This is a genomic window from Streptomyces sp. NPDC058663 (genome assembly GCF_042716745.1).
Classification (GTDB): domain Bacteria; phylum Actinomycetota; class Actinomycetes; order Streptomycetales; family Streptomycetaceae; genus Streptomyces.
This window is the reverse complement of record NZ_JBHXRV010000020.1, coordinates 113,196-137,743: the sequence shown is the minus strand read 5'-3', so window position 1 is coordinate 137,743 and position 24,548 is coordinate 113,196. Positions and strand designations below refer to the sequence as shown.

Annotated in this window: 26 protein-coding genes; 12 read left to right on the top strand and 14 right to left on the bottom strand. The window is 71.2% G+C overall.

The features are described 5' to 3' along the window. Positions 1 to 114: 114 nt before the first annotated feature. Together ACFWVV_RS17090 and ACFWVV_RS17085 are read right to left on the bottom strand one after the other, a co-directional pair. A complete protein-coding gene (locus ACFWVV_RS17090; protein WP_384350525.1) occupies positions 115 to 1,992 on the bottom strand; it encodes a potassium transporter TrkA in 1,878 nt (625 codons plus the stop codon). 39 nt (positions 1,993 to 2,031) lie between these two features. Further along, a complete protein-coding gene (locus tag ACFWVV_RS17085) occupies positions 2,032 to 4,149 on the bottom strand; it encodes a flavin monoamine oxidase family protein (protein ID WP_384350522.1) in 2,118 nt (705 codons plus the stop codon). A 454-nt stretch (positions 4,150 to 4,603) separates the two neighbouring features. Here ACFWVV_RS17085 and ACFWVV_RS17080 point away from each other — a divergent pair, with 454 nt between their 5' ends. Together ACFWVV_RS17080 and ACFWVV_RS17075 are read left to right on the top strand one after the other, a co-directional pair. Then, the gene (locus ACFWVV_RS17080) at positions 4,604 to 4,990 is read left to right on the top strand and encodes a DUF6355 family natural product biosynthesis protein (RefSeq protein ID WP_384350519.1); all 387 of its coding nucleotides are present in this window, start codon (positions 4,604 to 4,606) and stop codon (positions 4,988 to 4,990) included. 169 nt (positions 4,991 to 5,159) lie between these two features. Further along, complete coding sequence (locus tag ACFWVV_RS17075; protein ID WP_384350538.1) at positions 5,160 to 5,243, top strand: excalibur calcium-binding domain-containing protein; 84 nt, start codon at positions 5,160 to 5,162, stop codon at positions 5,241 to 5,243. A 68-nt stretch (positions 5,244 to 5,311) separates the two neighbouring features. Here the strand turns inward: ACFWVV_RS17075 and cpt are convergent, their stop codons facing one another. Next, on the bottom strand, positions 5,312 to 5,842 hold the full coding sequence (gene cpt, locus ACFWVV_RS17070) for a chloramphenicol phosphotransferase CPT (protein WP_384350516.1): 531 nt from the start codon (positions 5,840 to 5,842) through the stop codon (positions 5,312 to 5,314). Positions 5,843 to 6,050: 208 nt separating this feature from the next. On the opposite strand from cpt, the gene ACFWVV_RS17065 reads away from it, so the two are divergent. From ACFWVV_RS17065 to ACFWVV_RS17050, 4 genes are all read left to right on the top strand, one after another. Continuing rightward, positions 6,051 to 6,461, top strand: coding sequence for a RidA family protein (locus ACFWVV_RS17065; protein ID WP_384350513.1), 411 nt, complete (start codon positions 6,051 to 6,053; stop codon positions 6,459 to 6,461). A gap of 55 nt (positions 6,462 to 6,516) precedes the next feature. Beyond that, positions 6,517 to 6,912 carry a hypothetical protein gene (locus ACFWVV_RS17060; RefSeq protein WP_384350510.1) on the top strand — a complete coding sequence of 132 codons (396 nt, stop codon included), beginning with the start codon at positions 6,517 to 6,519 and terminating at the stop codon, positions 6,910 to 6,912. Positions 6,913 to 7,110: 198 nt separating this feature from the next. Beyond that, positions 7,111 to 7,275, top strand: a complete 165-nt coding sequence (locus tag ACFWVV_RS17055) for a carbohydrate-binding protein (RefSeq protein ID WP_384350507.1) — start codon at positions 7,111 to 7,113, stop codon at positions 7,273 to 7,275. Positions 7,276 to 7,370: 95 nt separating this feature from the next. Beyond that, positions 7,371 to 8,291, top strand: coding sequence for a MerR family transcriptional regulator (locus ACFWVV_RS17050; RefSeq protein ID WP_384350504.1), 921 nt, complete (start codon positions 7,371 to 7,373; stop codon positions 8,289 to 8,291). A 108-nt stretch (positions 8,292 to 8,399) separates the two neighbouring features. On the opposite strand, the gene ACFWVV_RS17045 is transcribed toward ACFWVV_RS17050, so the two are convergent. Continuing rightward, positions 8,400 to 9,014, bottom strand: coding sequence for a helix-turn-helix domain-containing protein (locus tag ACFWVV_RS17045; protein ID WP_384350501.1), 615 nt, complete (start codon positions 9,012 to 9,014; stop codon positions 8,400 to 8,402). A 141-nt stretch (positions 9,015 to 9,155) separates the two neighbouring features. On the opposite strand from ACFWVV_RS17045, the gene ACFWVV_RS17040 reads away from it, so the two are divergent. Next, positions 9,156 to 10,172 (top strand): alpha/beta fold hydrolase, encoded by a 1,017-nt coding sequence (locus ACFWVV_RS17040; RefSeq protein WP_384350499.1) that lies wholly within the window; start codon positions 9,156 to 9,158, stop codon positions 10,170 to 10,172. A 153-nt stretch (positions 10,173 to 10,325) separates the two neighbouring features. Here the strand turns inward: ACFWVV_RS17040 and ACFWVV_RS17035 are convergent, their stop codons facing one another. Next, on the bottom strand, positions 10,326 to 11,528 hold the full coding sequence (locus tag ACFWVV_RS17035) for an MFS transporter (protein ID WP_384350496.1): 1,203 nt from the start codon (positions 11,526 to 11,528) through the stop codon (positions 10,326 to 10,328). A 182-nt stretch (positions 11,529 to 11,710) separates the two neighbouring features. Here ACFWVV_RS17035 and ACFWVV_RS17030 point away from each other — a divergent pair, with 182 nt between their 5' ends. Next, positions 11,711 to 12,796 (top strand): DUF5937 family protein, encoded by a 1,086-nt coding sequence (locus tag ACFWVV_RS17030; protein ID WP_384350493.1) that lies wholly within the window; start codon positions 11,711 to 11,713, stop codon positions 12,794 to 12,796. Positions 12,797 to 13,059: 263 nt separating this feature from the next. Here ACFWVV_RS17030 and ACFWVV_RS17025 read toward each other — a convergent pair whose 3' ends face one another. The 6 genes from ACFWVV_RS17025 to ACFWVV_RS17000 form a co-directional block, all read right to left on the bottom strand. After that, entirely contained in the window at positions 13,060 to 13,626 is a 567-nt protein-coding gene (locus ACFWVV_RS17025) for a GNAT family N-acetyltransferase (RefSeq protein WP_384350491.1), read from the bottom strand. Between the two features lie 66 nt (positions 13,627 to 13,692). Continuing rightward, complete coding sequence (locus tag ACFWVV_RS17020) at positions 13,693 to 13,821, bottom strand: hypothetical protein (protein ID WP_384350488.1); 129 nt, start codon at positions 13,819 to 13,821, stop codon at positions 13,693 to 13,695. 236 nt (positions 13,822 to 14,057) lie between these two features. Further along, positions 14,058 to 14,891: an aldo/keto reductase gene (locus ACFWVV_RS17015; RefSeq protein ID WP_384350485.1), complete on the bottom strand. Its 834-nt coding sequence runs from the start codon at positions 14,889 to 14,891 to the stop codon at positions 14,058 to 14,060. 163 nt (positions 14,892 to 15,054) lie between these two features. Beyond that, the gene (locus tag ACFWVV_RS17010) at positions 15,055 to 15,663 is read right to left on the bottom strand and encodes a hypothetical protein (RefSeq protein ID WP_384350482.1); all 609 of its coding nucleotides are present in this window, start codon (positions 15,661 to 15,663) and stop codon (positions 15,055 to 15,057) included. 6 nt (positions 15,664 to 15,669) lie between these two features. Further along, positions 15,670 to 16,572: a hypothetical protein gene (locus ACFWVV_RS17005; RefSeq protein WP_384350479.1), complete on the bottom strand. Its 903-nt coding sequence runs from the start codon at positions 16,570 to 16,572 to the stop codon at positions 15,670 to 15,672. A gap of 400 nt (positions 16,573 to 16,972) precedes the next feature. Next, the gene (locus ACFWVV_RS17000; protein ID WP_384350477.1) at positions 16,973 to 17,242 is read right to left on the bottom strand and encodes a hypothetical protein; all 270 of its coding nucleotides are present in this window, start codon (positions 17,240 to 17,242) and stop codon (positions 16,973 to 16,975) included. Between the two features lie 271 nt (positions 17,243 to 17,513). On the opposite strand from ACFWVV_RS17000, the gene ACFWVV_RS16995 reads away from it, so the two are divergent. The 3 genes from ACFWVV_RS16995 to ACFWVV_RS16985 all read left to right on the top strand — a co-directional run bounded on the left by ACFWVV_RS16995 (position 17,514) and on the right by ACFWVV_RS16985 (position 20,702). Further along, entirely contained in the window at positions 17,514 to 18,458 is a 945-nt protein-coding gene (locus ACFWVV_RS16995; RefSeq protein WP_384350475.1) for a helix-turn-helix domain-containing protein, read from the top strand. A gap of 85 nt (positions 18,459 to 18,543) precedes the next feature. After that, the gene (locus ACFWVV_RS16990; RefSeq protein WP_384350473.1) at positions 18,544 to 19,230 is read left to right on the top strand and encodes a maleylpyruvate isomerase family mycothiol-dependent enzyme; all 687 of its coding nucleotides are present in this window, start codon (positions 18,544 to 18,546) and stop codon (positions 19,228 to 19,230) included. 1,232 nt (positions 19,231 to 20,462) lie between these two features. Beyond that, a complete protein-coding gene (locus ACFWVV_RS16985; protein ID WP_384350470.1) occupies positions 20,463 to 20,702 on the top strand; it encodes a Kazal-type serine protease inhibitor in 240 nt (79 codons plus the stop codon). Positions 20,703 to 21,031: 329 nt separating this feature from the next. On the opposite strand, the gene ACFWVV_RS16980 is transcribed toward ACFWVV_RS16985, so the two are convergent. Together ACFWVV_RS16980 and ACFWVV_RS16975 are read right to left on the bottom strand one after the other, a co-directional pair. Beyond that, entirely contained in the window at positions 21,032 to 21,538 is a 507-nt protein-coding gene (locus ACFWVV_RS16980; RefSeq protein WP_384350467.1) for a DinB family protein, read from the bottom strand. A gap of 188 nt (positions 21,539 to 21,726) precedes the next feature. Continuing rightward, the gene (locus tag ACFWVV_RS16975) at positions 21,727 to 22,305 is read right to left on the bottom strand and encodes a GNAT family N-acetyltransferase (RefSeq protein ID WP_384350464.1); all 579 of its coding nucleotides are present in this window, start codon (positions 22,303 to 22,305) and stop codon (positions 21,727 to 21,729) included. A gap of 279 nt (positions 22,306 to 22,584) precedes the next feature. Here ACFWVV_RS16975 and ACFWVV_RS16970 point away from each other — a divergent pair, with 279 nt between their 5' ends. After that, positions 22,585 to 23,274: a hypothetical protein gene (locus ACFWVV_RS16970; RefSeq protein ID WP_384350461.1), complete on the top strand. Its 690-nt coding sequence runs from the start codon at positions 22,585 to 22,587 to the stop codon at positions 23,272 to 23,274. Positions 23,275 to 23,387: 113 nt separating this feature from the next. Here the strand turns inward: ACFWVV_RS16970 and ACFWVV_RS16965 are convergent, their stop codons facing one another. Further along, positions 23,388 to 24,308, bottom strand: coding sequence for a MerR family transcriptional regulator (locus ACFWVV_RS16965; RefSeq protein WP_384350458.1), 921 nt, complete (start codon positions 24,306 to 24,308; stop codon positions 23,388 to 23,390). Between the last annotated feature and the right edge of the window lie 240 nt (positions 24,309 to 24,548).

Here is a 24,548-nt window from a genome sequence, read left to right as displayed (position 1 = left end):
CGCCGGCTCCACAGGAGCCGGCGGGCCGCCGCCCTTTCCGGGCTCTTCGCATCGGTTTCCGCGTCCGTGGTGACCGGATCCGTGGTCACCGGATTCATGTGACTGGATCCGTGGTCACCGGGTCAGCACGATGATCCGGTCCAGGCTGCCGTAGGCGACGCGCGCCGCCTTGTCCGGGTTGAGGAGGTTCCCGTACCGGGGTGCCAGGTGGGCCTGGGCGTGGATGCGGTGGCCGATGGCGCTCTCGCCGCGGCGCCCGGCGGCGTCGACCACGGCGTAGAAGTCGGTCTCCTCACCCAACGGGACGTAGTCGCCGGCCGGGTGAAGGGCGATCCGGCAGCCCTCCGGCGAGAAGAGCTCCTCGAAGATCACGTCCAGCCGTGGGTTCTCGGAGATCTGCGCGAGCCGCAGGCTCAGCAGGTTGCCGCTGACCACGAAGTCGTCGGGCCCGGCGGCCTGGGCGAGGACGCGGTGGCGGTCGTCGGCCATCTCCGTGACCACCGTGTAGGTGTGCGTCCGCAGCTCGGAGAGGTCCCGGAGATTCAGCAGTACGGTCAGGGTGCGGGCGTCCGCACCGTGCGGGTCGCAGTCGTCGGGACTGATCACCAGCACATGGTCGTAGTGCTCCAGGGCGAGGGCTTCGAGGACGTCCCTGCGGGTGACGTCCGCCCTGCGGAAGCTGACCGTGAGGGGGTCGTCCGGCTCATCGGCGGGTCCCCCGGCGGGTTCTTCCTCGGGCGGCAGGCACTGTTCGGCGACCACGTCGATCCTTGAGCCATCGGGGAGATGGGCGCGGAGCTGTCCGATGATGTCGGGAAGTCGCTGGTTGCTGCCCAGGATCAGCACCGCCCTCCCCGTCCGGCACGCCTCGGACGATGTCGCCGGGAGGGCAGGAGGGGGCAGGACGGGGGCCTCCTCCAGTGTGATCGTGCTGTCGTCCTCACTGATGACGACGATCTGGTGGCCGGCCCCGACCGGGGTCCCGCCGAGCGGGTTGAGCAGGATGCGGCCGTCCTCCTCCATCAGCCCGATGACACTGGACGTGCGGTACGCGAGCAGGGCGTCCGCGAAGGTCCGGCCCACCAGTTCCGGCTGGGGCCGGATGTAGATCTCGTCGCCCGAGAAGTCGAGGAGTTCGGTGTAGACGGAGGACAGTCCGGTGTGCAGACTCGTCTGCACCAGCAGCCGGGCGATGAACCCCTGGACGCTCACGAGCCGGCACTCCGCACCGCCGGCCAGCCGGGCCGCGGGCAGGTTCTCCTTGTCCCTGATCCCGGCCACGACACCCGGCCCCGCCCCGTCCTCCCGCCGGGTACGGGAGACGGCCAGCAGGGACTTGATGACGGTGAAGTCGGGCCTGTCCTCCTCGGGTGCCACGACGATCACCGCCCTGGCCCGCTCCGGGCAGACCAGCGCGATGTCCAGGACGTCCGCCGGGTCCCCGGTCCGGCACACGACCCTGGTGCTCGCCAGGTCACCGACCCGCTCCCGGATCTCGGTCTCCATCTCGGTCCTGTCCTTCTCGGCGAGGACGACCACGCAGGCGCGGCGCCTGCTCCGGTTGGCCTCCACCAGCTCCGCGACGATCACATGCACCTGTGACGACCAGCCGAGCAGGACGACGTGCCCCGTCTCGACCACCGGAGACCTGCCCTGGCGCAGCCGCGCCAGCTGGTTCTGCAGCCCCGCGCTGATCACCGGGATGAGGGTGCTCATCAGCAGGATGCCGCCGAAGGCCATGACCACGGCCGACGCCAGGAACGGCGCGGGACCGTGGTCACGCATCAGCAGCGTCGGACTCAGCACCCGCAGGAACCCCGCCCACAGGGAGGACCCCACGCCCCGGTGGTGCAATTGCTCGGGGGCCAGCAGCAGGAGGAGCGCTCCGTTGAGCACGGTGAACAGACAGCACACCGCGGCAAGTACACCGATCAGGGCAGGCGTGCCGCGCGCCATGACGTTGTCGAACCGGTAGTGCAGATTCCGCAGCAAGAGCGGCCCCTCCTTCTCCCGGCCTCCCGGGCCGGACACTCAGCGCTGCAGATGGATTTCGAGGGCGGTACGCACGGCGGACTCCAGCGCGCCCTCGATCCACGCCGGCTTGACGGAGGTGTGGCAGCCCGCGAAGTGGAGCGGGCCCTCCGCGGCGGGGACGTCCGGCAGGAGTTCCAGGTGCTGACCCGGTGTCAGGACCGAAGCCTCGCCGTACGCGTACGGGTCCCGCATCCAGCTCTGCGTACGGCCGCTGCCCGTGAAGAAGACCTCGATGCGCCGCCCGTACACCTCCTGGAGGCCGCGCAGCGCCATCGGATAGCGCTCGTTGTCGTCGTAGGCGTCCCAGCGCAGGGCGTCGTCCGCCCAGCTGTACGAGGCGAGGACCACGCCGCCTTCGCTGCCCTCGATCCGGTGCGAGGGATGGAACATGAACCGGTTCGAGTTGTCGCAGACGGAACCGCCGCCGGTGGTGCCCGTCGCCTCACTGACCTCACGGGTCTCCCAGCCGTGCGCGGCGTACTGGACACGCATCGGCTCCGGGATCCGCCCGTCGGGGACGGAGGGATGGGCGCCGAGCATCCTGCCGTCGTCGGGCAGCCGGTGCTTGAGGTAGCCGTCGTACGTACCCGGCCGCACGGCCTCCAGCTCCCGCTTCCAGTCCTCCTCGGTGAACTCCCACCAGCGGCGGCTGAATTCGAGCAGCACCTTGGTGGCGGCGTCGTAGTGCATCTCCATGACGGCACGCCGCTTGGGATACGACAGCTGCGGGGTGAACTGGACCTGCCGGAGCCCGGAGAAGGGCACGGTGATGACGGCGGCGTCCGCGGTGAACTGCTCCCGCTCGATCCTGCCGCCCGGGCCACGTCCCTCGGAGACGGCGTCCATCCACACCTTCGGCCCGCGAGGGCCGGTACGGGTGTGCCCCGAGGAGCCCGCACCCTCGTTCCAGTACTCGATACGGGTGACCCGGCGGTCCATCCTGACCACGCCGGCGCCGAGTTCCCTGAGCATGGCGTCGGGCAGTGCGGCCGTGCCGCCGGGCAGCTCCCAGAAGGTCATTCCGGGCCGGATCAGGGAAGAGCCGATGAAGCTGTGCAGGAACGACAGGGGCAGCCGGGAGGTGAGGTTCTCCAGGGTGCCGATCAGGTCGACGGTACGGTCGTCCAGTCCGGCGTGCTGGGTGAGGAACTGGTACATGGACCAGTTCCCGAACCGCTGGATCACCCTCGCCCAGCCCTCGACCAGTTCGCGCTGCGGCTTGTTGGTGCGGGAACCGTCCGCGTTCCGCACACTGAACTCGTCCCGGACCGGGTCGAGGAGGTCACCGAGGATCTTCCCCGCGGTCACGTCGAGGTACTTCTTCGGCACCCCGAAGGACGCGTTGACCTTTGCGGGCGCGCGCAGGTAGTCGCCGCGCCGCACCCGCAGCCCGTTCACCTTGATCCAGGTGCGGTGGGCGGGCTCGGGCATGGCGAAGTCGGTGCGTTCGGGGCCGCGCCGCCATTCCCTGCCGTCGGGGGAGCGGTGCACCACCGCCGGCGGCACGGCCAGCGGCTTTCCGGTGCCCTCCACGGCGTCGAGATAGTGGAACGGCCTTCTCGGGATGCCCAGCTGGTCGATCAGGGCAAGGACGAGGGGGTGCGCCGAGGGAATGCGCATCGCACCGGCCTCCGCGTACTGTGCCGGGTCGGAGAAGGGCGGCTCCTCGCCGGGCAGGGTGCGGAAGGTCTTGATCCGGCCGCCGACCCGGTTGCCGTTGGCCTCCAGCACCGTCACCCGGTGGCCCGCCCGCTTCAGCAGCATCGCCGCCGCCAGACCTGCCGGGCCGGCTCCGACGACCAGGACGTGCTTCGGGCGGGTCCGGCTGCGCGGCAGCCCGTTGTCGATCAGGACTTCCAGGTATCTGCGCTTGAGATCGGTGCCGTCGGCGCCGAGCACCAGCACCTGCCGGGCCACTTCCAGGCAGCGCTCCCAGTCCGGGGCCACAGGTGCGCGGGGCGGCACCGCACGGGGAGTCGCGAGGGCCGTGACGTCCGCAGGCCCTGCCAGCACCGTCCCGGCGGCGAGTGCGGCCGCGCCGGTCGCGGTGGTGAAGGTACGGCGGCGGACGAGAGGGGCACTCGCAGGGGCGGCATCCTTCGAAATTTCATTCACACCACAAAGGAGCGTGTACCCCGGGCAGGAGTCCGCGAGACACGCCGGTACCGCGTACGCAGGCACCCCTTTGGCCCAACGCAACCCGCGAACCAGGGGGTTCGGCCGGGGGAGGGGCGGCGGCCGACCGAGGAACCCCACTTCACCCGTGCCGCCGCCCCCCGCCATGTGGCCCGGCGGGCGCTGAGGAGCCGCCCAAGTGCGCGCTCCGGAGGCGTAATTCGATGCCCAGGACGGTGGCCCCGCCCCCAGCGACCACCGCGGCGAAACCCTGGCACACCGGGCCCCATCCCTGTTGAGGATTCCTCCGCCACTCATTCCAGTGACAAGCGGCCATAGGGGATGAAAACGCCGCTACGCTTGCCGCGCCCAGGGCAGCGCGCAGAGATGGCGTGCTGTCGGACAGAGCAGGTCAGCTGGTCGTCCTTCGTCATGGCCATCCCAAGGAGTGTTCGTGAAACTCTCTCCCCGCCCTCTTCGAGCCGTCCTCGCGGCAGCGTCAAGTCTCACGCTGGCGATGATCACGTGGGCAGGCCCTGCTCAGGCCGAGTCCGGACGCGGTCCGGAGGTGCGTGAGGCCGGTGTGGGCGCCTACGCGCCGTGCGGCTTCTTCCGGTACAGCGTCCGCGAGTCCCGGTTCGCCGCGTACAACCACTGCGGCCCGACGACGGTGCGGGTGCACGTCGACGTACGAGGGGGCGGCAGCACGAACGACTACCACCTCTGCGTCAGCCCCGGCCGCACGCAGCTACCGGGCGCCGGCCCCAACTACCTCAACGCGTACTACATCGGCGGCGCCGGCTGCCCGAGCGGGCAACGGACCCCCCACACCCCCCACTGACCCCCCACACCCCCCACTGACCCCCCACACCCCCCACTGACCCCCCGGTCCACCTCGGCCTCGCCCCCTCGCAGCAGTCCACCAACCATTGCAACTGGTGGGCTGCTGGGGCTTGTTGTTGTGAGGGCGGGCATGGTGGTGACGCCACCAGGACGAGGACTGCGCGGATGTGCCGGATGCCGTCTGGGCCGGCCCGGAAGATCCGCATCGGCTCGACCGCGACGGCGACGGCATCGGCTGCGAAGCCGAATGACCCGGTCCGCCGACTTTCAGGCCCTGCCCGGCCACGGCGGCAACGACGGGCAGCAGCCGCACCGTTGATCAGCGCGCACAGGCGGCGATGCTCCGCGCGCACTCCATGGACTCGGTCAGTGTCGTGTCCACCTCCAGGTCGTAGGACACGCCCCGGTGGACCACCTCCGCCTGAGCGGCCGCCATCCCGGAGACCCGATCACCTCGTGCGACCTCGCGACCCGCGGCAACCAGACTCTCGCACCTCACGCCGACCCACAGCACCCGCAGGCCGCCGAGGGCCTGCTGCCACCGTTGCTGGGACGCGGCCCCACCGAGGAAGACCTCGTCGATCACCATCCGGGCGCCCGCCCGCGCCATCGCGGCCACCCCCTCGATCCATGCCGCTTCCAGCGTCCGGAACTCCGGCCCGACGATCACCTCGCCGTCCGCGGCGAACTCGATCCCCACATCCGTCGTCCGCATCTGCGCGGGCATCGCCTGGATGAGAGTGTCGACCCCCAGGACCAGCCAGGGGTCAGGCAGGACCGCCTGCAGACACCGGGCGATCCCGGACTTGCCGGAGCTGGAACCACCGTTGAGAACGATCACTTGAGTCATCACCGCGCCACCCTAGAGGCCCGACTTCCACGACCCTGGCCGAGGCCTCACCGCCGCGGCCCCGGCGACGTAGCGCCGCCCCGCGGCCCCGGCCACGCAGGCCCAGCGACGCCGCCGTGCCTGACCGGGCCCGGCGTTCCGGTGCGGTCGGAGCCCTCCGGGCGAAATTGCGGTGCGCGTCGGCAGCGCACTGGACAGAATCACGGACATGACTGAGCACATCACCCGCATCAATCCCGAGCAGTTGCATCCAACCCCCGGCTACCACCACGTCACCGTCGTGGAGGCCGGCCGCACGGCCTATCTCGCAGGGCAGTGTCCACTGGACAGGAACGGTGACCTCGTCGGCCCCGGCTCCGTGGAGAAGCAGGTGGACCAGGTGGCGGCGAACGCGCTCGCCGCCCTCGCGGCCGTGAGCGCTCAGCCCCGAGACGTGGTGCGGTCGGTGATCTACGTACGGAGCGACGACAGGGCCGTCCTGGGAACCGTGTGGCAGCGGCTCACCGAATCCGTCATCGGCCCGGCATTCACCACGGCCAGTACGCTCCTGGGCGTCGCTCAGTTGGGCTTCACCGGGCAGCTCGTCGAGGTGGATCTCACCGTGGCGCTGTCCGACTGAGCCTGCTTGCCTCCGGGTACGGCGACAGGCTGTTTCCGCGTGAGGGGGTGGGGCGGTGGACTTTCCTCTGACCATCGACCGGGTGCTCGCCGACCGCCCCGCCGCTGAGGTCGAGTGGTCCGTCCTCTCGATCCCTTCGGCCGCCGGTTCCCACGTCGTTCTCGGTGGCCACGATCCGGCCGACCCGGAGGACGGCTATCCGATCGGTGTCTACGCCGCTCCCTCCGCGACCGCCGCTCCCTCCGCGACCGCCGGGCCCAGCCGCCCGGCCGGCGGCCCGCAGGCCCTGTGGTGGCTTCGGGCGGGCCGGTGGCTGCGGCGGGCCGCGGCCTTTCATCCCAGTCCGCGGTGCCCGCGTCCCCCGACCGCCCTGACCCTCACCGGCCCCGGCTGCTTCCTCCTCGGCACCGCCGACGGCCGCGTCCTGACCTGCACGCTGCAACTGACCTGACCTGACCTGACCTGACGTGATCTGACCGGGCGCCGCCATGGGCTTGGCCTGGCACGGGCTTGGGCTGACCCGGCCCGATCCGTCCCCGCGACGGAGCGCCGTAACCCCGACGACCGGCCGGCCGGGCCCGCAGGCCGTGCGCCCGTGGGATGATTCCCGAGGTCGGCAGCGTGCCGACCGTGGGAAGGGGGCCATCGCATGGCCGCAGGATATTCGGCTTGGAAAGTCAATCAGCAGTACGCGGTGAACGACCGCACATCCCTCAACGGCAAGCACTACCTCTGCCTGGTGGCGCACAAGTCCAACTCGGCGAACAACCCCAAGGGTGCCGTCAAGATCTGGAAGCGGTACGAAACCTCGTAGACGAGCCCCTTCCGGGGCACCCCTCCCGGAGAGCTCGCGCGATGTCGCGCCCAGCGCTTGAGTCTCCAGTGGCTGGAAGGTCCAGGATCTCGTTCATGGACGACGAACACCCGGACCACCCCGACGTGCTCACCATCGGCCGGCTCGCGCTCCGCACCGGACTCCCGGTCCGTACCCTGCGCTTCTGGTCGGACGAGGGAGCGGTGCCGCCCGTGGCCCGCTCCGCGAGCGGCTACCGGCTGTACGACGCCGGGTCCGTGGCCCGCGTCGAGCTGGTACGCACCCTGCGGGAACTGGGCCTCGGGCTCGACGACGTGTGCCGCGTCCTGAGCGGCCGTACCACGGTCGCCGAGGTCGCCGACGCACACGTGGCCGCGCTCGACGCGCAGATCCGCTCCCTCAAGGTGAGCCGGGCGGTTCTGTCCACCGTTGCGAAGCGTGGTTCCACCGCCGAGGAGACAGCACTGATGAACCGATTGGCCCGGCTCTCCGCCGCCGAACGCAAGCAGATCATCGACGAGTTCAAGGGGGAGGTGTTCGGCGGTCTCACCGTGGATCCGCCCCTGCGTGACCGCCTGCACGCGCGCGGTATCGACCTGCCCGACGACCCCAACCCCGATCAGGCCGACGCCTGGATCGAACTGGCCGAACTGGTGCGGGACCCCGGCTTTCGCGCCCGATTCCGCACCTGGATGGAGCTCAACACACCCGCACCGGGCCAGGGCCGCCTCCCCGGGGCCTCCATCTGGTGGGCCAGGCAGGTCGTGCAGACCGTCGCGGAAGCCAGGAAACGCGGGATCGCCTCCGAGGGGCCGGCAGCGGCCGAGCTGCTGTCCGAGCTGTTCGGTGACAGCGATCGGGCCGCCGTACTGCGCAGCCTGGAGGCCGGGATCGAGGCGGAGGCGGAGCGCTACCGCAGGCTCGTCGCCCGGGTGCGCGGGCAGGATTCCTTTCCCGACGCGACCGAGGACCTGCAATGGCTGGCCCGAGCACTGCGCGCCGTGGATCGGAACTGAGCCGGACGAGCGGGCCGGCGCCTGGCGGGACGGGCGTCGGTGATGACGCCGCCGGGCGGAAGGCCGCCCCCGTGGTGAGAGGCCACGAGGGGGCTGGGACGCCATGGGTCATCGGCCCCCGCGGGCAGGGAGCGGCGGGGTGCGCGGCCGCGGCCGCTCGCCCTGCGGGCCGAACATGATCAGGTACTCGGCCGGCCCGCCGGGCCCGGCGTTCGCCACCCCGTGCGGGGTGCGGGTGTCGAACTCGGCGACGTCCCCGGCGGCCAGGACGAGGTCCTGGCCGCCGAGCGCGAGCCACAGCCGTCCGTACAGGACGCACAGCCACTCGTAGCCCTCGTGGGAGACCTGCCGGGGCCGTGCGGGCCGCTCCTCGACGGCGGGCAGGACGTGCTTGTGGGCGTGCAGGCCACCGACGTACCGGGTGAGCGGGAGCACCGCCTTGCCGTCGCCGAAACTGCGCGGTGCCGTGCCGGGGCGCGCCGGGGCGGGGGTGTGTCCGGCCAGTTCGTCCAGGGAGACGCCGTACTCCTTGGCCAGCCGCAGCACCACCTCCAGGGTGGGCCTGCGCCGGCCGGTCTCGATGCGCGACAGCGTGCTCGGCGAGATGCCGGTGGCACGGCTGACGCCGGTGAGCGTGGCACCGTGCCGCTCACGCGCGGCACGCAGTCCGGGCCCCATCGCTGCCAAAGTCGTCACAGTGCCGTCCAGGTCGTCGCCTGCCATCGCCCTTGCTCCCCCTTCCACGCACCGGTCAACCCTTTGTCCTGCGAGTTTGCCAGTCCGGCAACACCGCTCGCGTGCGGAGGCCGCCCCGCCGCATGATCGACGGGCAAGCGCGACCACCCTCGAACCGAGGAGAAACCCATGCAGCCCGCGCCTCCCTCCCCGCTCCGCCACCGCACCATCGAGGCCCCGGCCGGGCGCCTGCACCTGGTCGAGCAGGGCACCGGCCCGCTGGTCCTGCTCGTGCACGGCTTCCCCGAGTCCTGGTACTCCTGGCGGCGCCAGCTCCCGGCCCTCGCCGCCGCCGGCTACCGGGCGGCCGCGATCGACGTGCGCGGCTACGGCCGCTCCTCCAGACCCGCCGCCACCGACGCGTACCGGCTGCTCGACCTGGTGCGGGACAACGTCGCCGTCGTACGCGCCCTCGGCGAGGAGAGCGCGGTGGTCATCGGCCACGACTGGGGATCCGGCATCGCCTCCGTTTCCGCCCTTCTCTACCCCGAAGTCTTCCGCGCCGTAGGCCTGTTGAGCGTCCCCTACGCACCGCCGGGCGGCCCCCGGCCCAGCGAGATCCTCGGCCGGATCGGCGGCCCCGACCAGGAGTTCTACGTCTCCTACTTCCAGGAGCCCGGCCGCGCCGAGGCGGAGATCGAGCCCGACGTACGGGGCTGGCTCGCCGGTTTCTACGCGGCACTGTCCGCCGACACCATGCCCGCCCAGGACGAACCCGACCCGCACTTCGTCGCCCCGGGCGGCCGGCTGCGCGACCGCTTCCCCACCGGCGCCCTCCCGGCCTGGCTCACCGAGGACGAACTCGACTTCTACGCGGCGGAGTTCGAACGCACCGGTCTGACGGGCGCCCTCAACCGCTACCGCGCCATGGACCGCGACTGGGAGGACCTCGCCCCCCACCGCGGGGCCCCGGTCGAGCAGCCGGCCCTGTTCATCGGCGGCACCCTGGACGCCTCCACCACGTGGATGGCCGACGCCATCGACGCCTACCCCACCACCCTCCCCGCCCTGTCCGCCTCCCACCTCCTGGACGGCTGCGGCCACTGGGTCCAGCAGGAACGCCCCGAGGAGGTCAACCGCCTGCTGACCGAGTGGCTCGCCACCCTGGAGAAGGTCAGTCCGAGTGCCGGTACGCCGGGCAGGTGAGATACCCGGCGTCGCCGCCGTCCGGCGAGAACGTGCTTCCGTCGGCGGTCGCCAGGGGAGGATCCGCGCGCCCGCACCGGTGCAGCGAGTGCCTCCCCGAATTCGTGTGAGGCCGGCGTTCGCGCAGATGGGAGCCACCGTCACCTTCAACTGCTAGCCGCCGCGGCACTCCTTCTCCCGGGCAACCGCCCCGGCCGACAGGAGCGTCGCGGTGGCGAGGCCACCCCACAGGGCGCCCGGCCCGTGCGGGGCCAGCACGGTGATCACCGTCGGCGACACGGCGAGGCCGAACCCCGTGGAGAGCTCGAAGCGGGCGAGCGTACGTCCCAGGGCCCCGGCCGGCGCGAGTACGGTGACCAGCGCGGTCGCGCTGCCCGCGTACAGGATCTCGCCGAGGGTGCACAGCACGGACACGAGGGCGACCGCGGGGGCACCCCACCGGTCGCCCAGGGAAGCGGCCGCGAGGAACCCCAGGTAGGACGCGCTGAGAACGACCCCGGCGACGACCAGCACGGTCCGGCGGGAGAAACGGGCCGCCCAGGCGGTGAGCGGCACCTGGAGGGTGACCACCAGCACGGTGTTGGCCACGAAGACGGCCGCCGGCCACGCCGGGGACGCGTGCAGCTGCGTCACCAGCACCAACGGCAGAGCGATCTCGGGCACGTTGAGGCAGAAGGCATAGATCACGTTCGCCCCCAGCAGCGAGCCCGTCCGGGGGGCGGGGCCGTCCCCCTTGGAGGCCCCGCCCGCCGCCGGGCCCGCCTCTACCCGGACCGACCACGCCAGAGCCGCCGCGGCGAGGCAGGCCACCCCGGTGGCGGCGGCCAGGAGTCGCAGGGCCGCGGGGCCGCCCGCGAGGCACACGGTGGCGACGAGCGCGCCGACGCCCATGCCCGCGTTGCGCAGCGCCCGGCCCGCGGCGAGCGCGTTGTCCCGGTCGCGTCCGTGGGCGACCGTGGCCACCAGGGCGGCGTGGGCGGCGGGGAACGCCTGGTTACCGACACCCAGCAGCAGCGCGGCCGCCGCGAACGTTCCGGCGTTTCCGGCCGGTGTGGCCAGCAACAGTCCCACGCCCGCGACCCGTACGAGCATCGCCGCCGCCACGACCGTGCTGCGCGCGCCCCGGTCCAGCCACACGCCGACCACAGGCATACACACCAGCCCCACGACCACGCCGACCGTCATGGCGACGCCGGTGGCGGGCGCGGACAGGTGCAGGACCGTCACCCCGTAAAGCAGCAGGAAGGGCCGCAGCAGCCCGGTGCCGAGCGCGTCGACGGCCAGGGCGACGGCGTAACGAGGGCCCCCGGAGGCCCGGACGAGATCGCGGGGCCGGCGAGCGGTGGTGATTGCCATGCCCTTCACGGTGCGCCCGGCCCTCGGCCCACCCACGTGGCTTGCCGTTCTTCGTCAAGCGACACGGTCGTGCACCGCCGGCACCGTGAGGATGACCGGTCACCTTCGGCAGACGAAGTGTCCTCCGTCGCGGGCGACTGCCCCGTGGATGACGGTGAGGCCCCGTCGGTGAGGATGGGACGGTGACGTTGAAGATCGACATCGGCGGCCTGCCGCCCGAGCGGCTGCGGTTCGCCGCGTCTCCGCTGGCCGAACTGACCGCCATGCTCCATGTGCTGGCCGAACCCGCGCACCACCCGCGGCACACCGCCTGGGCCGCCCAGATATGGGCCGGGCTGCGGCCGGAGCTGGCCGAACGGCTCCGGGAGGCGGAGTGCCTCTGGCGTTCCTCGCAGGCCGACTTCCTGCTCCCCGCCCGGCCACGGCCCACCCTCGGCGAGGAACTGGACGACGTCGACCGGCTCGACGACGAGTCCTATGTGACGGCCGCGCTCGTCTCCACCTGCGGCAGCGGCCGGCTCCCCTTCGTACGGGCGTCCCCGCTCACCGACCCGGCGGCCCGCGATCGGGCCCTGGCGCTCGCCCAGGCCCGCGGTCCGCGCCAGGAGGCCTTCGCGGACCGACTCCTCACGGACACCGACGCGGTACGGTCCCGGCTGCGCGACACCCTCGAACAGTGCGCCGGAGCCTTCTTCGACTCCGCCTGGGCGGCCGGCGTCGTACGCATCGCGTCCGACGTGCGCCTGAAGAACGACCTGCTCAGGCGCCGGGGCGTCGCCGCGGCCCTCGCCTCGGTCTCCGGCGCGACGGCCCTGTCTCCGGACGGCGACCGCATCATCGTCGACAAGCTGCAGGACAGGACGACCGTCGCGGGGGCCACCGGGGTCACCTTCATCCCCAGCGTCTTCGCCCGCCCGCACCTGGTGGTGGTCCACGCGCCCGGGTGGCAGCCGGTGATCCAGTACCCCGTGGCCGAACCGGACCCCGTGGAGCCGGTACCCCTGGAGGCGGTCACCCTACGACTGGCGGCGCTCACCCACCCCGTACGCCTCCGCCTGCTGCGCACCCTGGCCCGGGGGCCGCACACCACCGGTGAACTGGCCCACGCCTGGGACCTCTCGCTTCCGGAGGCCTCCCGCCACCTGGCGGTCCTGCGCCGCGCGGGCCTGCTCACGGCCCACCGCCAGGGCCGTTACGTCCGCCACACGCTCAACCTCGCGGACCTGACCTCCCTCGGCGACGACCTCCTGGCGGCCGTCCTGCGCTGAACCCGCGGGGCCGACGGGTCCGGGGAGCCGGGGAGCCGGGGAGCCGGGGAGCCGGGGAGCCGGGGAGCCGGAGAGCAGGGGCTCCGGGGGTCCGGGGAGCCGGTACAGGTTCCCGCGCCTCGCGGGTGCGCCGGACAAATAGGGCATGGCGCCAACAGGACGTGCCACGCAGCAGACCACGTCCCTCGGGGTTGCGCGGCGGCGGGCGCCTGGTGAGCCGGCCTCCGTCGGCGCGGCCGTGCCCGGTCACCGCCGATGTGACTTCACCCCCGCAGGGTGGCGTCCCAGACCTCCCGGGCGATCGCGTACTCGGCCGTGCGCAGGTCCGCACCTGGCGGGAAGTACTCGGCGGGCGCCTCGAATTCACGGACGTAACTCAGCCCGAGAGAGGTCAGCGTCGCCTGCGACGCGGTGTTGGCCGCCGCCGTCATGGCACTTATCCGCGTCAGCCCGAGATCCTCGAACCCGTGCCGGAGCAGCTCACGAGATCCTTCGCTGCCCAGCCCCTGCCGCCAGTGCCGCCGCAGAAGCTTGCACCCGAGTTCACCCCGCCCCTCCAGGGATTCCCCGTCTACGGGGTCCGGCAGCCGCAGAATCCAGTAGCCGGCGAACTGTCCCTCGACGAACCCGGCCCAGTACCCCAGGCCCGCGCCCCGCTCGGCCTCCGCGAGGTTCCCGCGGAGTGCCGACTCCACCTGCTCACGGCTCCGTGCACCGCCCAAATGACGCATCACCTCGGGGTCGGCGTCGAGCTCGATCTGGTACTCCAGATGCTCGCGGGACAACGGGACCAGGTGGAGCCGTTCACTCTTCAAGATCGCTTGAGACATGGCACCGAGCATCTCAAACACCCGGCTGCACGCATACCCCAAGTGCCCGGCGCGGTACCCCGTCCGCTAGTCGAACACGACCCTGGCCACCCCGCGCACCACCCGTACGACCGTGCCCGCCACCACCCGGACGGCACCCTCGGCGAGCCCCGACGTGATCGCCTCGCCCGTGATCTCGGCGGCCTGCTCGCTCACGCCTTCGCCCCGGCACGGCTGGGTCCGGCACACCCGGCGCAAGGGGCCGGGCACCGGCCTTCCGCACCGCTTGCACCGACGGCCACGGCTGTCCATGTCATCCCCCGCTCTGTTGCTGCCTGTACGGAGAGAGGGACGCGGCCGGCGGCCCGGAAGGTTGCGTGCCGGCGTGGGTGAGGTGGGTGGAGTGCGTGAGGCGGGTGAGCGAGCGAGGGGCGTTACCGGTCAGCGTGCCGCTAGAGCATTTCCAGGGGCTGCTTGCGTACGGGCGCGGGGAAGGCGGCGTCCAAGGCCTTCAGGTCCTCGTCGGTGAGAGCGAGGCCCAGGGCGGCGTGGTTGTCCTGAACGTGCGCCACGGTGGAGGCCTTGGGGATGGCGATGACGTGGTCGTCGCGCAGCACCCAGGCGAGCGCCACCTGCATCGGGGTCGCCCCGTGCGACTGGGCCACGGACTCCAGCACCCCGTGCCCCAGCAGCCGCCCCTGTTCGAGCGGTGAGTAGGCCATCACCGGTACCGAGCGCTCCCGGCACCACGGGAGGAGGTCGTACTCGGGGCCCCGACGGGTGAGGTTGTAGAGGATCTGATTCGTCTCGGGGAGGGCTCCCCGGGGGAGTTCGTCCAGGTCGTCGACGTCCAGGTTGCTCACTCCCCAGGCGCCGATGCTGCCCTCGTTCACCAGGCCTTCGAGGGCTTCGACGGTCTCGGCCAGCGGCACTCCGCCCCGCCAGTGCAGCAGGTACAGGTCGATCCGGTCCGTGCCGAGGCGGCGCAGGCTGGCGCGGCAGGCATCGACGGTGCCCCGGGAGTCGGCGTGCGAAGGCAGCACCTTGCTGACGAGGAACACCTCGTCACGCCGTCCCCGGATCGCCTCGCCGACCAGTTCCTCGGAGGCACCGCTTCCGTACATCTCCGCGGTGTCGATCAGGGTCATGCCCAGGTCGATACCCCGGCGCAACGCGGCGAGTTCCCCGTCGCGCCGCGCCCGGCTGTCGCCCATGTTCCACGTGCCCTGGCCCAGTGCGGGCACGCGCACGCCGGAGGGGAAGGTCACGGTCCTGGCGGATGTCATGCTGGTCCCTCTTCCTGCTCCTACTGCTGCGGTGGTCGCGCCCACGAAGAGAACCCCACCACGTCCCACCGCCACCGCACAAACGAGGGCCCCCGCCGCGGACGCCGGTCAGCACACGAATGCGAGGTGTGCGAGGTGCGCGAGGTGCGTGACGGCCAAGAGGTCAGCCGGCTGGACGCGGCCGAACCGGAACGGCACGGGCATGCACGCACGCGGCGCCGACCGGGGCAGTGGGGATGCGCATGCGGCGGAGCAGGTCACGCGTGGTGCGCAGGGTGAGGGTGCTGCGCCAGGTGATGCCCGGGTGGCGGGAGCGCAGGTGGGACAGGGCGCGGGTGGACAGTCCGCTGGCCAGGAAGTGTTCGTCGATGGCGACGCCAGTGATCACGCCCTCTTCGCAGGTGGTGCAGAGCCGGTAGTGGATCTGGCCGACGACCTTGCGCACGTGGACCAGGAGCAGACACTCCTGGCTGGGGCTGGGGCTGGGGCTGGGACTTGGGCCGGGGGCACTGGGGATGCGGGCGGAGCGGAACTCGATGTCGCGGTACGTGAGGATCCTGCGCCGCAGCCGCCTGCCGAGCCCTTCACGGCGCCCGTGCCGCGCTCCGCGCAGTCGTGCTCCGCGCAGCGGCGCCCCGTGAGCGGCGGCAGGGGCGGAAGGAAAGAGGACGCTCGTGGGACGTGCGTGGGCTCCGGACATGGACTGCGTGTGCCCGGGCGGCCGGTCCTCACGCACCCGCGGCAGGACGTCCTCGGGTTCGAACAGGGCCACCCCGCGTCAGTTCCCGTACTGGAGGGGCCGGTAGGCCCTGTACTCGCCGCCGGCCAGCCCGTAGGTCAGCGATCGGTGGGTGGTGCCGTGCACCCCGCGCTGTTCGTAGGCCGTGTAGGAGCGGTGGGCGTCGTCGTTCCACTTCTCGAAGATGACGACGTGACGGGTGTTGCTGTCGCCGAGGGCGTCGATGACGAGGTCACCCGGCTGGAGCTCGTTCATGGCAAGGGGGCGGGTGAGCGTGCGGTGGGTCAGGCCCACGGTGTTGGGGCCGGGCGTGGACAGACCGAGCGCCATGGCGACGTAACCGGAGCAGTCCTGCCGGTAGCCCCCCTGCCAGCGCGCGGTCTGGCTGTAGGGCACCGGGCGGCCGTTGTCGGCGGTGAGCCAGGTCGAGGCGCGCTGCAGGGTCTGCTGCCGCGAGGCGGGCCGGGGGTCGGGCTGCCCGGCCTGTACGGGGATGCCCGGCAGCCGGTCTTGAGGGATGTCCACCGCGACGACGGTCAGGAAGCCGGTGACGGGCCGGGTGAGGTGGGCCATGAAGGTGGAGCAGGCGCTGCCCTCGCACACCTTGCGCCCGGTGTCGACCTGGTAGTCGGCGGTGATGCGGTCCTGGCCGGGGGAGGTCCGGTTGATCATTCCCACGGAGGGTGAGCCGATGTCCGCCGTGGCGTGCACGACCCAGCGCGTTCCCCAGGTGGGGAAGTCGGCGGCCCGCACCGCGACGGACCGGCTCTCCGCAACCCGGGCGTGCGTGGCGGCCGTCGCGGCCGCCGCAGGGGCGGGAAGCGCCAGGCTCCCTGCGGCAAGACAGGTCAGGGCCAGTACGGGAAGGAACCGGCGCACAACCGCGCGGCGCGGTGCGCGGGACGGACGGGACCGAGGTGTGCTGCGGAGGCGGGCAGGCATGAGGATTCCTTCTCCGGGCTGTGGAGGGGAGTGCGCGGAGTGCGCGTGGGGGCGAAGTCCCTGCGGGGGTGACCGAGGCCGGGGGGAGCCGTGCTGGCCGGCGGCGACCAGCAACGGGTGCCGGGGCGCAGAGGGGGCCGGTCCCCTCTGCGCGTACAGCTGTGCGTACAGCTGAACGCACAGCGGCGCGGGACCGGCCCGATGACGCCCGGCTCGCGCTTCCTGACTGTGCCGGCTTGCGCGACCGGGCGATGACGGCTCGCGCGTCCTGACTGTGCCGGCTCGCGCGACCGGGCGACGTCGGCTCGCGCATCCCGCGTGGTGGACGGGGCGCAGGGCCGCCGGCCGGTGGTGGCCTCCTCGGGCGTGAGCGGAGGAGGCCACCGCCGGCGCTACGTGCTCAGCGGTTGGTCCAGAGGTTCCACATCCACCCCTCGGCGCACTGGTACCGGTCCCAGTGACCGCGGTCGATGCCCTGCTGACCGGCCGTCTGACAGCCGCCCAGGGTCCAGTACTTGCCGCGGTGGATGTCGAGACCGTCGACCGCCTGGACGGCGGTGGCCTGGTGGGTTGCCGCGACGGGTGCGGCGACCGACGGCGTTGCCGTCACGAGGCCGAGTCCGACCGCGGAGATCGCTGCGAAGGCGGAGAGTGCGGTGCGTACACGCATGGTGAAGTTCCTTTCGGTGGGGGTTCGAGGCCGGCCCGTGCGGACTGCGCCGATACGGAGACGACCACCGGCACGCTCACCCACAGGGGTGGTCTGCCTGGCCGGTATGCCGAGTTTGCGCAGGAAGCTGCACCTTCACAACCTCATCCCGCTTGCTTCACCGATGTCGGGATAAATACATTCCTGACCTGCTGGGACGTCGCCGTCCCGGGACACGGGACAGCCGGCGGGACACCGAGAGCCAGAGCCCGCCCTGCGGAAAGGCGCCTCCATGACCGGCCAACGATCGGACCGGCGCGCGGCAGCACGAAAACTGGGAGAGGCGCTACGGAGCCTGCAACAGCAATCGGGGCGCACCCTGCGCAGCCTGGAGGCCCAGGTCCGGATCAGCGACTCGTCCCTCTCCCGCTACTTCCGCGGTCAGACCGTGCCGTCGTGGCCCGTGGTCAGAGACCTGTGCCGGGCGCTGGACGCGGACCCGTCCGCATACCGCGCCCTGTGGGAAGCCGCCGACCCGGCCCGCTCCGACGACCCGGCCGCCCCTGACCACCCCGCCCGCCCCGAGGTTTCGGCCGCGCCTGACCACCCGGCCCGCCCCGACGACCCCGCGCGCCCCGCCCACTTGGCCCGCGCCGACGACCCGGCCCGCCCCGGCGAACCCGCCCCCGCCGGTGCCGGCTCCGGGGCCGACGTACCGTCACCCCTGTCGACCTCTCCCCGCCTCGCCCTGTGGCGACGGCCGCGAGAAGGGGGGCTTCCGTACGGACGGCGGGCCGCTTTCGCCGCCGTGCTCACTCTCGTTGCCGGGGCACTCGTAACGGGGCTGCTCCTCCGTACCTTCCAGGCCGAGCCCGGTACAGGGCCCACGCAGGGCGCCGAAGCGGCGGCCACCGCCGGCCACGCCGGTGTTCTGGTCCACAACGTCGAGAAGAAGTGCCAGGAACCCCGTACGAACTCCTGCGCGCTGTCCCTGGCCTACAACCCCTACCGCCCCTACGTCACGTCCAACTCCGCCGACCGCGTCTGGCACCACGACCTGCTCCAGGCCCGCTGCACCGTCGCCAACGGCGTCGCCGTCACCGACGAGAACCACAAGCACACCAGCATCTGGGTCCAGGTCACCCACCACGGAAAGCGCCTCTGGCTCCCGGGTATCCGCATCCACCCCGATCACCTGTACCAACTCACCGCCGTCCTGCCGACCTGCACCCCGTAACAGCGGCCGACGCTCAGGAACGGCCCCACCCGGTCCCCACTGTGCTGCGCGCCGCCCCAACGGAGCGGGACTGTACCTTTGCGCCGTGGACTACATAGCTGAACTTCGGCGCGAACTCGATGCGTTCGGCGCCCTGTTGGATGGTGACCTCTCTGCTCCGGTCGAGCACTGCGGCGAGTGGCGGCTGGTGGATCTGGCGGCCCACATGGGAGCGGGGAACCTGTGGGTCGTCACCGCGGTGAAGGAAGGCCATGGCGACGGCTACGACGAGGGAGCCGCACCTCGTGACCCGGCCGGGCTCAAGGAGTGGTACGCCGAGTCGGCGGATGCGCTGGTGCGGGCGCTGTCGGCCGACCCCTCGACCGCCGCGTGGACGTTCCTGCCACCGCACACCGTCGGGTTCTGGCGCCGCCGCCGCAGCCACGAGACGCTGGTGCACCGGTGGGACGCCGAGCACGCGCTCGGCTCGCCCACGCCGATGAATCCGGCGCTCGCCGCCGACGGTGTCGCCGAGGTCTTCGACACCATGGCACCCCGCATGATCTCCAGGGGAATCGCCACCGGCCCCGACCGGGCCGTGCGGATCTCCGCCACAGACTCGGGCCGCAGCTGGGACTACGGGCCCGGCGAACCGGTCGCCGAGGTTCTTGGCACGGCAGAGGACCTGCTGCTCATGCTGTGGGGCCGCAAGCCCCGGAACACCGGATCGGTCACCTGGACCGGCGACGGACCCGCCGGAAGGGAAGTGCTCGCAGGACCACTCGTCCCCTGACCCCCGGGTCGGGGTGACTGGACGCCTCCGCAGAAGCGGAAGACCAAGAAACGCTGACTGCCGCGGCCGAGCTCCTGGGGCGGGGCCGGCGGGTCCTCCTCCGCGGAGAGCCGTAACCGGGCTCGCCGGGCTGTGCGGCATGCCCTGCGGAGCTCCGTGGGCCGGTCCTGCGGCACGCCGGTTGTCGTACACCTGCCGCACCGACCGCGCCGCGAAGGACCCCTCCGTCGGAGGCCGCTTGCCCACGGGGCCGTGCAGGCAGGAACCACACAGGGCGGTGCAGGCAGGAACCCACACGGGGCGTGCAGGCGTGAAGGGGAATGCCCTGAGGAAAGTTACTTCTTCTCCGGAGGCTCAGAAATCTGCCGTGGCCGGGGTAGACATTGGGGCGCGGTGTGGTTATGTTTCTCATGTGGCCCAGAGAGACAGCAGGGCCGGGCAGAGTTGAACTGCCCAACAGCAGTACCGCAGTTGCAGTGCGCAGGACGGTGCGGTGGTGGAGTTCCGAAGCCGGTGAGAAGCGTGAAGGCGACGGGACTGACGACCGGACCGGGTGGCCAGCAGTGATCAGGGGCCACCACCGGCAGTACTCATCAGTGCAGTGCGCAGTATCCGCAGTGAAGAGAATCGCCCCCAGAGGGATTGAACGGAGGAACACCAGCATCAGCAGGATCGCCCGGACGCACGTGCTCGGTCCGGGTACCGCAGGACATCGGGTAAGTGAGGTGGTCTGAGGTCAAGCAACCGCGATCCCCGCACCGTGGGCAGCACACAGGCCCGGCGGTCGGAAAGAGAGAGCCGGTGCAGTTCGAGGGCCGGCAGCTGGTGTAGCAGTTCCTTCGGGGCCCGGTGCCACATGGCACCGGGCCCCTCCCTCGTGCGCCCAAGGCCCTCCCGTGTGCGCCCAAGGCCCTTCTGCGTACGCCCGGGGCTTCTGTGTTCCCGGCTCACCTCCGGCCGTCGTCACAGCCGTTGAGACAGCCAAGCTTCTGTCCGGTGAGGTGTGCCGTAGGAACCGTTGCCGCAGGCTCAGGCCGACACCACCTCGGCCGCCAGCCGCCAGCCGCCTCGCTGGTGACGGGCCTGGCGCAGTGGGGGGCCGGTCCGGGCCGGCTGTTCCGGCTCTCCGTTCACGTCCGCCCCATTCGGGTGGTGATCGGGCTCACGGCCCGCATGAAGAGGCCGGGGGTGGGACCTTCGTCGGTATGACTCGGAAGAACACTCTCGCCCGCATGCGCGCTGCCGCTGCGCTCCTCTTCACGGCGGGCATCGTCGGCCTGGCCCCCGCCGGCACCGCCCACGCGACCCTGCTGCCTCCGCCGCCGGAGGAAGGCGTCATGTGCCCGAGCGTCTACGACCCGGTGATCGGCGCCGACGGCAGGACCTATTCCAACGCCTGCGAAGCCGGTGCGGCCGGGGTTGCGGTGCAGCAGCCGAAGGTCCCGATCGACCACCCCGGCCCGGCGACGTAGTGTCTGCGGGCCAGTTGGCCGACATCCCCCCGGGCCGGCGGGTGACGCGTCGCAGTTCATCCCGGCGTGCAGCGTGTCCGTGTCGCCCGCCTGGACGGTGCAATCAGCGGACCAACCGCCAAGCCCGCGGCCGCAAGAGCGGCCCCCCGGCCGGCTTCAACAGGACGGTTTCCAGGCGCGGGAACGAAGATCAGCGAATGGTCAACGCGCCGAGGAAGTCCCGGGCCGTGGCCACGAGATTCGGCAAGCACGCCTGCATCTCCCACGGCACCGTCACGCTCGCCTCGACCAGACTCCGGCTCCGGCTCCGCACATGACCTCTCCCGGATCTAGTAGCCGGTTGTGCCGTCGAGCAACTCGCGCAGGATGTCCAGGTGGCCGTTGTGGCGGGCGGTCTCCTCGGTGAGGTGGTGCAGGATCCAGCGCAGGTCGACGTGGAGGCCGTTACGGATGGTTCCCTGGGCCTGCTTGTCCAGGTCGTTTGCGGCGACCAGTTCGCGGTAGCGGGCGCTCTGTTCGGCGTATTCGTCGAGCAGCTGCGTGAGCGGGAAGTCGACAGCGATGCGCATCTCGCGGTCGGGGTCCTCATCCGTCATGGGGGCCCGGTCCTCCTCGCCGAGGAAGACCACCTGGAACCAGTAGTACTCGACCCAGCGGAGGTGGTTGATCACTCCGCTCACGGTCATCAGCGGTGAGCCCGGCAGGAGCGGCTTGCGGGCGTTCTCCGCAGAGACCCCTTCGCACTTGGCTTGAGCGGTGCCGCGTGCGTAGTCGAGGAAGGTGGTGAGCTGGGTGCGCTCGTCCCACGCGGGCGGTGTGTCACTGCTTCTTGTCATCGCGCGAAGCGTCCCCGATCACTGTGACCCATGTCGAGGGTTTTATCGACGGCCCCCTGCTTCAACCAGCTCCCTGGCCGGCGGGTCGATATCAGCGACACCGCACCTCCTGACTGCCGTCCACCGGCGGCGAGTCACGGCCCCTGTGCCGCCCCCAGCTTGCCGGCCTCGGACGATCCGTGATGCAGTCACCAGAGCCTGTCGTTCTCCCCCGGATACAGCTCGATGCGGGTGTGCTGGAACGACGCCTGCTCCTGCCGGCCCACGGCCGAGAAGAAGTCCCCCATGGTGACCTTGTCGAAGCCGGGCTGATCGCTGGGGAAGGGAGCCTGCGGCGTTCCTCCGATCAGCACCGTGCCCGGAAGAAGGTGCCAGCCCGCGCTTTCGTAGAACGCCTGGAGCGGGCGGTCGCAAGTGAACAGTCCCAGGTCCAGGTTCCGGGAGATCATGGTTTCCCGGGCCGCTGCCGCCAGGCGCCGCCCGTGCCCCGCACCGCGCGCCTCGCGACGCGTCACCATCGTGCTCACACCACCGGCGGCGTAACGCCGGCCGGCATGGACGATCTCCTTGGACAAGATGTCCAGCGAGGCGAGCACACTGCCTCCGTCCACGAGGAGCATCGACAACGGCCTCAGCTCCGGGTCGTGGGCGGGAGCACTCGGGGAAGGACCGTCGCCATCCAGCGGCCACGTTTGACGCTGGATCTCCAGCACCTGGACGCGCAGTTCGGACGGAGTGGCTTCTTCCGGGAAGGACAGGATCTGCATGCCCTGCATTCTTCACGCACCGCACAAGCGCAAAGCGGCCCCCCTGACGGCGACCGCCAATCAAGACCCTGAAGACAAGACCCTGAAGACAAGACACCGTGACCTTGTCGCGATCGCTGAAGGTGTTCGAGCTGCCGGTGCGGTGCCCGTGTTCGCCACGGGGCGGCGAAGTCGTACTTGACTTGGGCAGACGTCCATCACTCGACATCGAGCAGCCATGCCCGTGCTAGCGTCGCTCACTCCTCGGGCACGTCCGTACGGATTCCTGGCAGGCATCGCATGACCGACCCCCACCAGCAATTCCAGGACGCACTGGACGCCCTGGACACTGCCTTCGTACCTCCTGACGAGCAGCCCTTTTCCGTAGGCGGCTGCACGCACTGTTACACCGAGGCCGATCTCGCGGCCTTGGCCCATCCCGTGCAGCAGGTACCCGAAGAGCTGATCTACTCAGTCGCCCACAAGACGCCCGACCACTGGACCGACTTCCCGGGCCTGTACCGGCGCCTGACGCCCAGGATCGTACGTCTCCTCACCGCGGACCGACTGGACCACGGCTTGGTCGCCTCCCGCCTGCTCGCCGCCGGCTGGAGGAGTTGGCCCGCGCGGCAACGGACAGCCCTGGAGCAGGTCTGGTACGCCTGGTGGCGCTCAGCTCTGCACACCTACCCGGGCGACGGACACATCGCCGACGTCCTGGAAGTACTCTCTGCCGCCGCGGGCACGCCCGTAACCTGGCTGGCGATCTGGTCCGAGACCCGCACCGAGGCGTCTGACCTGCACCTGAGCGATGCGCTCGACCGATGGCTCTGGCAGGACGAACTGGCCGACCTCCACTTCGGCTTCTTCGACGAACTGCCCGCCACACCCGAGCTCCTGCGCTGGCTCCTGGCCCTGGAGGACGGCCGTGTCGGCGCCGCCCAGCTGATCGAGGTCGAGCGCATCGCACACAGCCGATCGATCTGGTAGCGGGGTCTCGGCCTGCTCCCGCCATCGACGCGGACATGAACATCCCGAGGCTGCCTCGGACACCTTGCCCGTCACAACTCCCTGGCCCCGCGGAACCACCGTGCGCGACGGACTCACGCTGTGTTGTGGTGGGAAGCAGGTGATTCGTGGGCGTCGAGTGCTTCGGCCAGTTCCATGCAGCGCAGGCGGGCGGGGGAGAAGTCGTAGGGCATCTTGCCGATGGCCTCGAACGCGCTCATGGTGACCTGCCCCGTGCCGGAGTGCTGGCCGGCCTCGTCCTCACCCTCGGCAGTGGTAGGGGGGTGCAAGGCGTCCCAGGCGTCGAAGAGCGCGTCTTCGCTCTCCGCCAGGCCGGAATGCTCGATGACGGCGTGCAGCGCCTCTTCGAAGGCGTGGCGTTCGGCGGCCACCTGGGCCACGCGGGGGTCGTCGACAGCGATTGTGTCGTCGAGTGCCTCTTCTGCGGCATCCACACGGTCGGAGTCCTCCCTCAGCTCCGGGTGGGTGGCCAGGGCGATGAAACGGGAGGCCTGTACGGCCGCACCGAGCGGGCCGAAGATCCGCTCGGTGACCAGTAGGCAGTCCAGGTCCGCTTGGCGCAGGGAGCCCTCGGGCAGGCTCTTCAGCCGGCTGGCGACGAAGTCGGAGAGCAGTCCCATCCTGCTCCCCTCGGTGCGCATGCGCTGTACGGCGGCCCGTTGGCGCCGCAGTTCTGCTTCCTGGGCGGCGAGGGTTGCCTCCAGCCGTTCCAGAGTGCCCGCGATGCCGTCGTCGCTGCCGGCACTGGCTGTACCTGTGCCGGGGGAGGCGTCACGGATGTCGTCCAGGGCGATCCCGGCGTCCGCCATCCTGCGGATCCACAGGAGCCGGATCATGTCTTCGTAGCCGTAGCGGCGGCGGTCGTCGCTGCCCCGCTCGGGCTCGGGGAGCAGTCCGATCTCGTGGTAGTGACGAATCGCCCGCGGTGTGGTGCCGACGAAGGCCGCGGCGTCTCCGATCTTGACCTGACGCGGCGGGATGAAGGACGGATGCATGAGCGGGGGCCTTCCTCAGCGGAGCGGGAGGTGAGTCCACCGGATCACATTCCGCTACGGAAGGTGCAACCCGAGATACCCCGCCCGGCATCCCGGTAGCTCGCGTATCCCTGCCGCTGTCATACCTCCAGGGTGGTTCGCCCGCGCGATCTGCAAGGCCAGGGAAGGGACTTGCAGTCCCCGTCGGCCATCAAGGAGCCTGCTGGGTGCTGGGTGCTGGGTGCTGGGTGCTGGGTGCTG

Coding starts and splice junctions, on each gene's coding strand:
- cpt (WP_384350516.1), bottom strand. CDS start 5,842: ATGACTCAAGTGATCGTTCTCAACGGTGGTTCCAGCTCCGGCAAGTCC.
- ACFWVV_RS17065 (WP_384350513.1), top strand. CDS start 6,051: ATGACTGAGCACATCACCCGCATCAATCCCGAGCAGTTGCATCCAACC.
- ACFWVV_RS17055 (WP_384350507.1), top strand. CDS start 7,111: ATGGCCGCAGGATATTCGGCTTGGAAAGTCAATCAGCAGTACGCGGTG.
- ACFWVV_RS17050 (WP_384350504.1), top strand. CDS start 7,371: ATGGACGACGAACACCCGGACCACCCCGACGTGCTCACCATCGGCCGG.
- ACFWVV_RS17045 (WP_384350501.1), bottom strand. CDS start 9,014: ATGGCAGGCGACGACCTGGACGGCACTGTGACGACTTTGGCAGCGATG.
- ACFWVV_RS17040 (WP_384350499.1), top strand. CDS start 9,156: ATGCAGCCCGCGCCTCCCTCCCCGCTCCGCCACCGCACCATCGAGGCC.
- ACFWVV_RS17035 (WP_384350496.1), bottom strand. CDS start 11,528: ATGGCAATCACCACCGCTCGCCGGCCCCGCGATCTCGTCCGGGCCTCC.
- ACFWVV_RS17025 (WP_384350491.1), bottom strand. CDS start 13,626: ATGTCTCAAGCGATCTTGAAGAGTGAACGGCTCCACCTGGTCCCGTTG.
- ACFWVV_RS17015 (WP_384350485.1), bottom strand. CDS start 14,891: ATGACATCCGCCAGGACCGTGACCTTCCCCTCCGGCGTGCGCGTGCCC.
- ACFWVV_RS17005 (WP_384350479.1), bottom strand. CDS start 16,572: ATGCCTGCCCGCCTCCGCAGCACACCTCGGTCCCGTCCGTCCCGCGCA.
- ACFWVV_RS17000 (WP_384350477.1), bottom strand. CDS start 17,242: ATGCGTGTACGCACCGCACTCTCCGCCTTCGCAGCGATCTCCGCGGTC.
- ACFWVV_RS16995 (WP_384350475.1), top strand. CDS start 17,514: ATGACCGGCCAACGATCGGACCGGCGCGCGGCAGCACGAAAACTGGGA.
- ACFWVV_RS16985 (WP_384350470.1), top strand. CDS start 20,463: ATGCGCGCTGCCGCTGCGCTCCTCTTCACGGCGGGCATCGTCGGCCTG.
- ACFWVV_RS16980 (WP_384350467.1), bottom strand. CDS start 21,538: ATGACAAGAAGCAGTGACACACCGCCCGCGTGGGACGAGCGCACCCAG.
- ACFWVV_RS16975 (WP_384350464.1), bottom strand. CDS start 22,305: ATGCAGATCCTGTCCTTCCCGGAAGAAGCCACTCCGTCCGAACTGCGC.
- ACFWVV_RS16970 (WP_384350461.1), top strand. CDS start 22,585: ATGACCGACCCCCACCAGCAATTCCAGGACGCACTGGACGCCCTGGAC.
- ACFWVV_RS16965 (WP_384350458.1), bottom strand. CDS start 24,308: ATGCATCCGTCCTTCATCCCGCCGCGTCAGGTCAAGATCGGAGACGCC.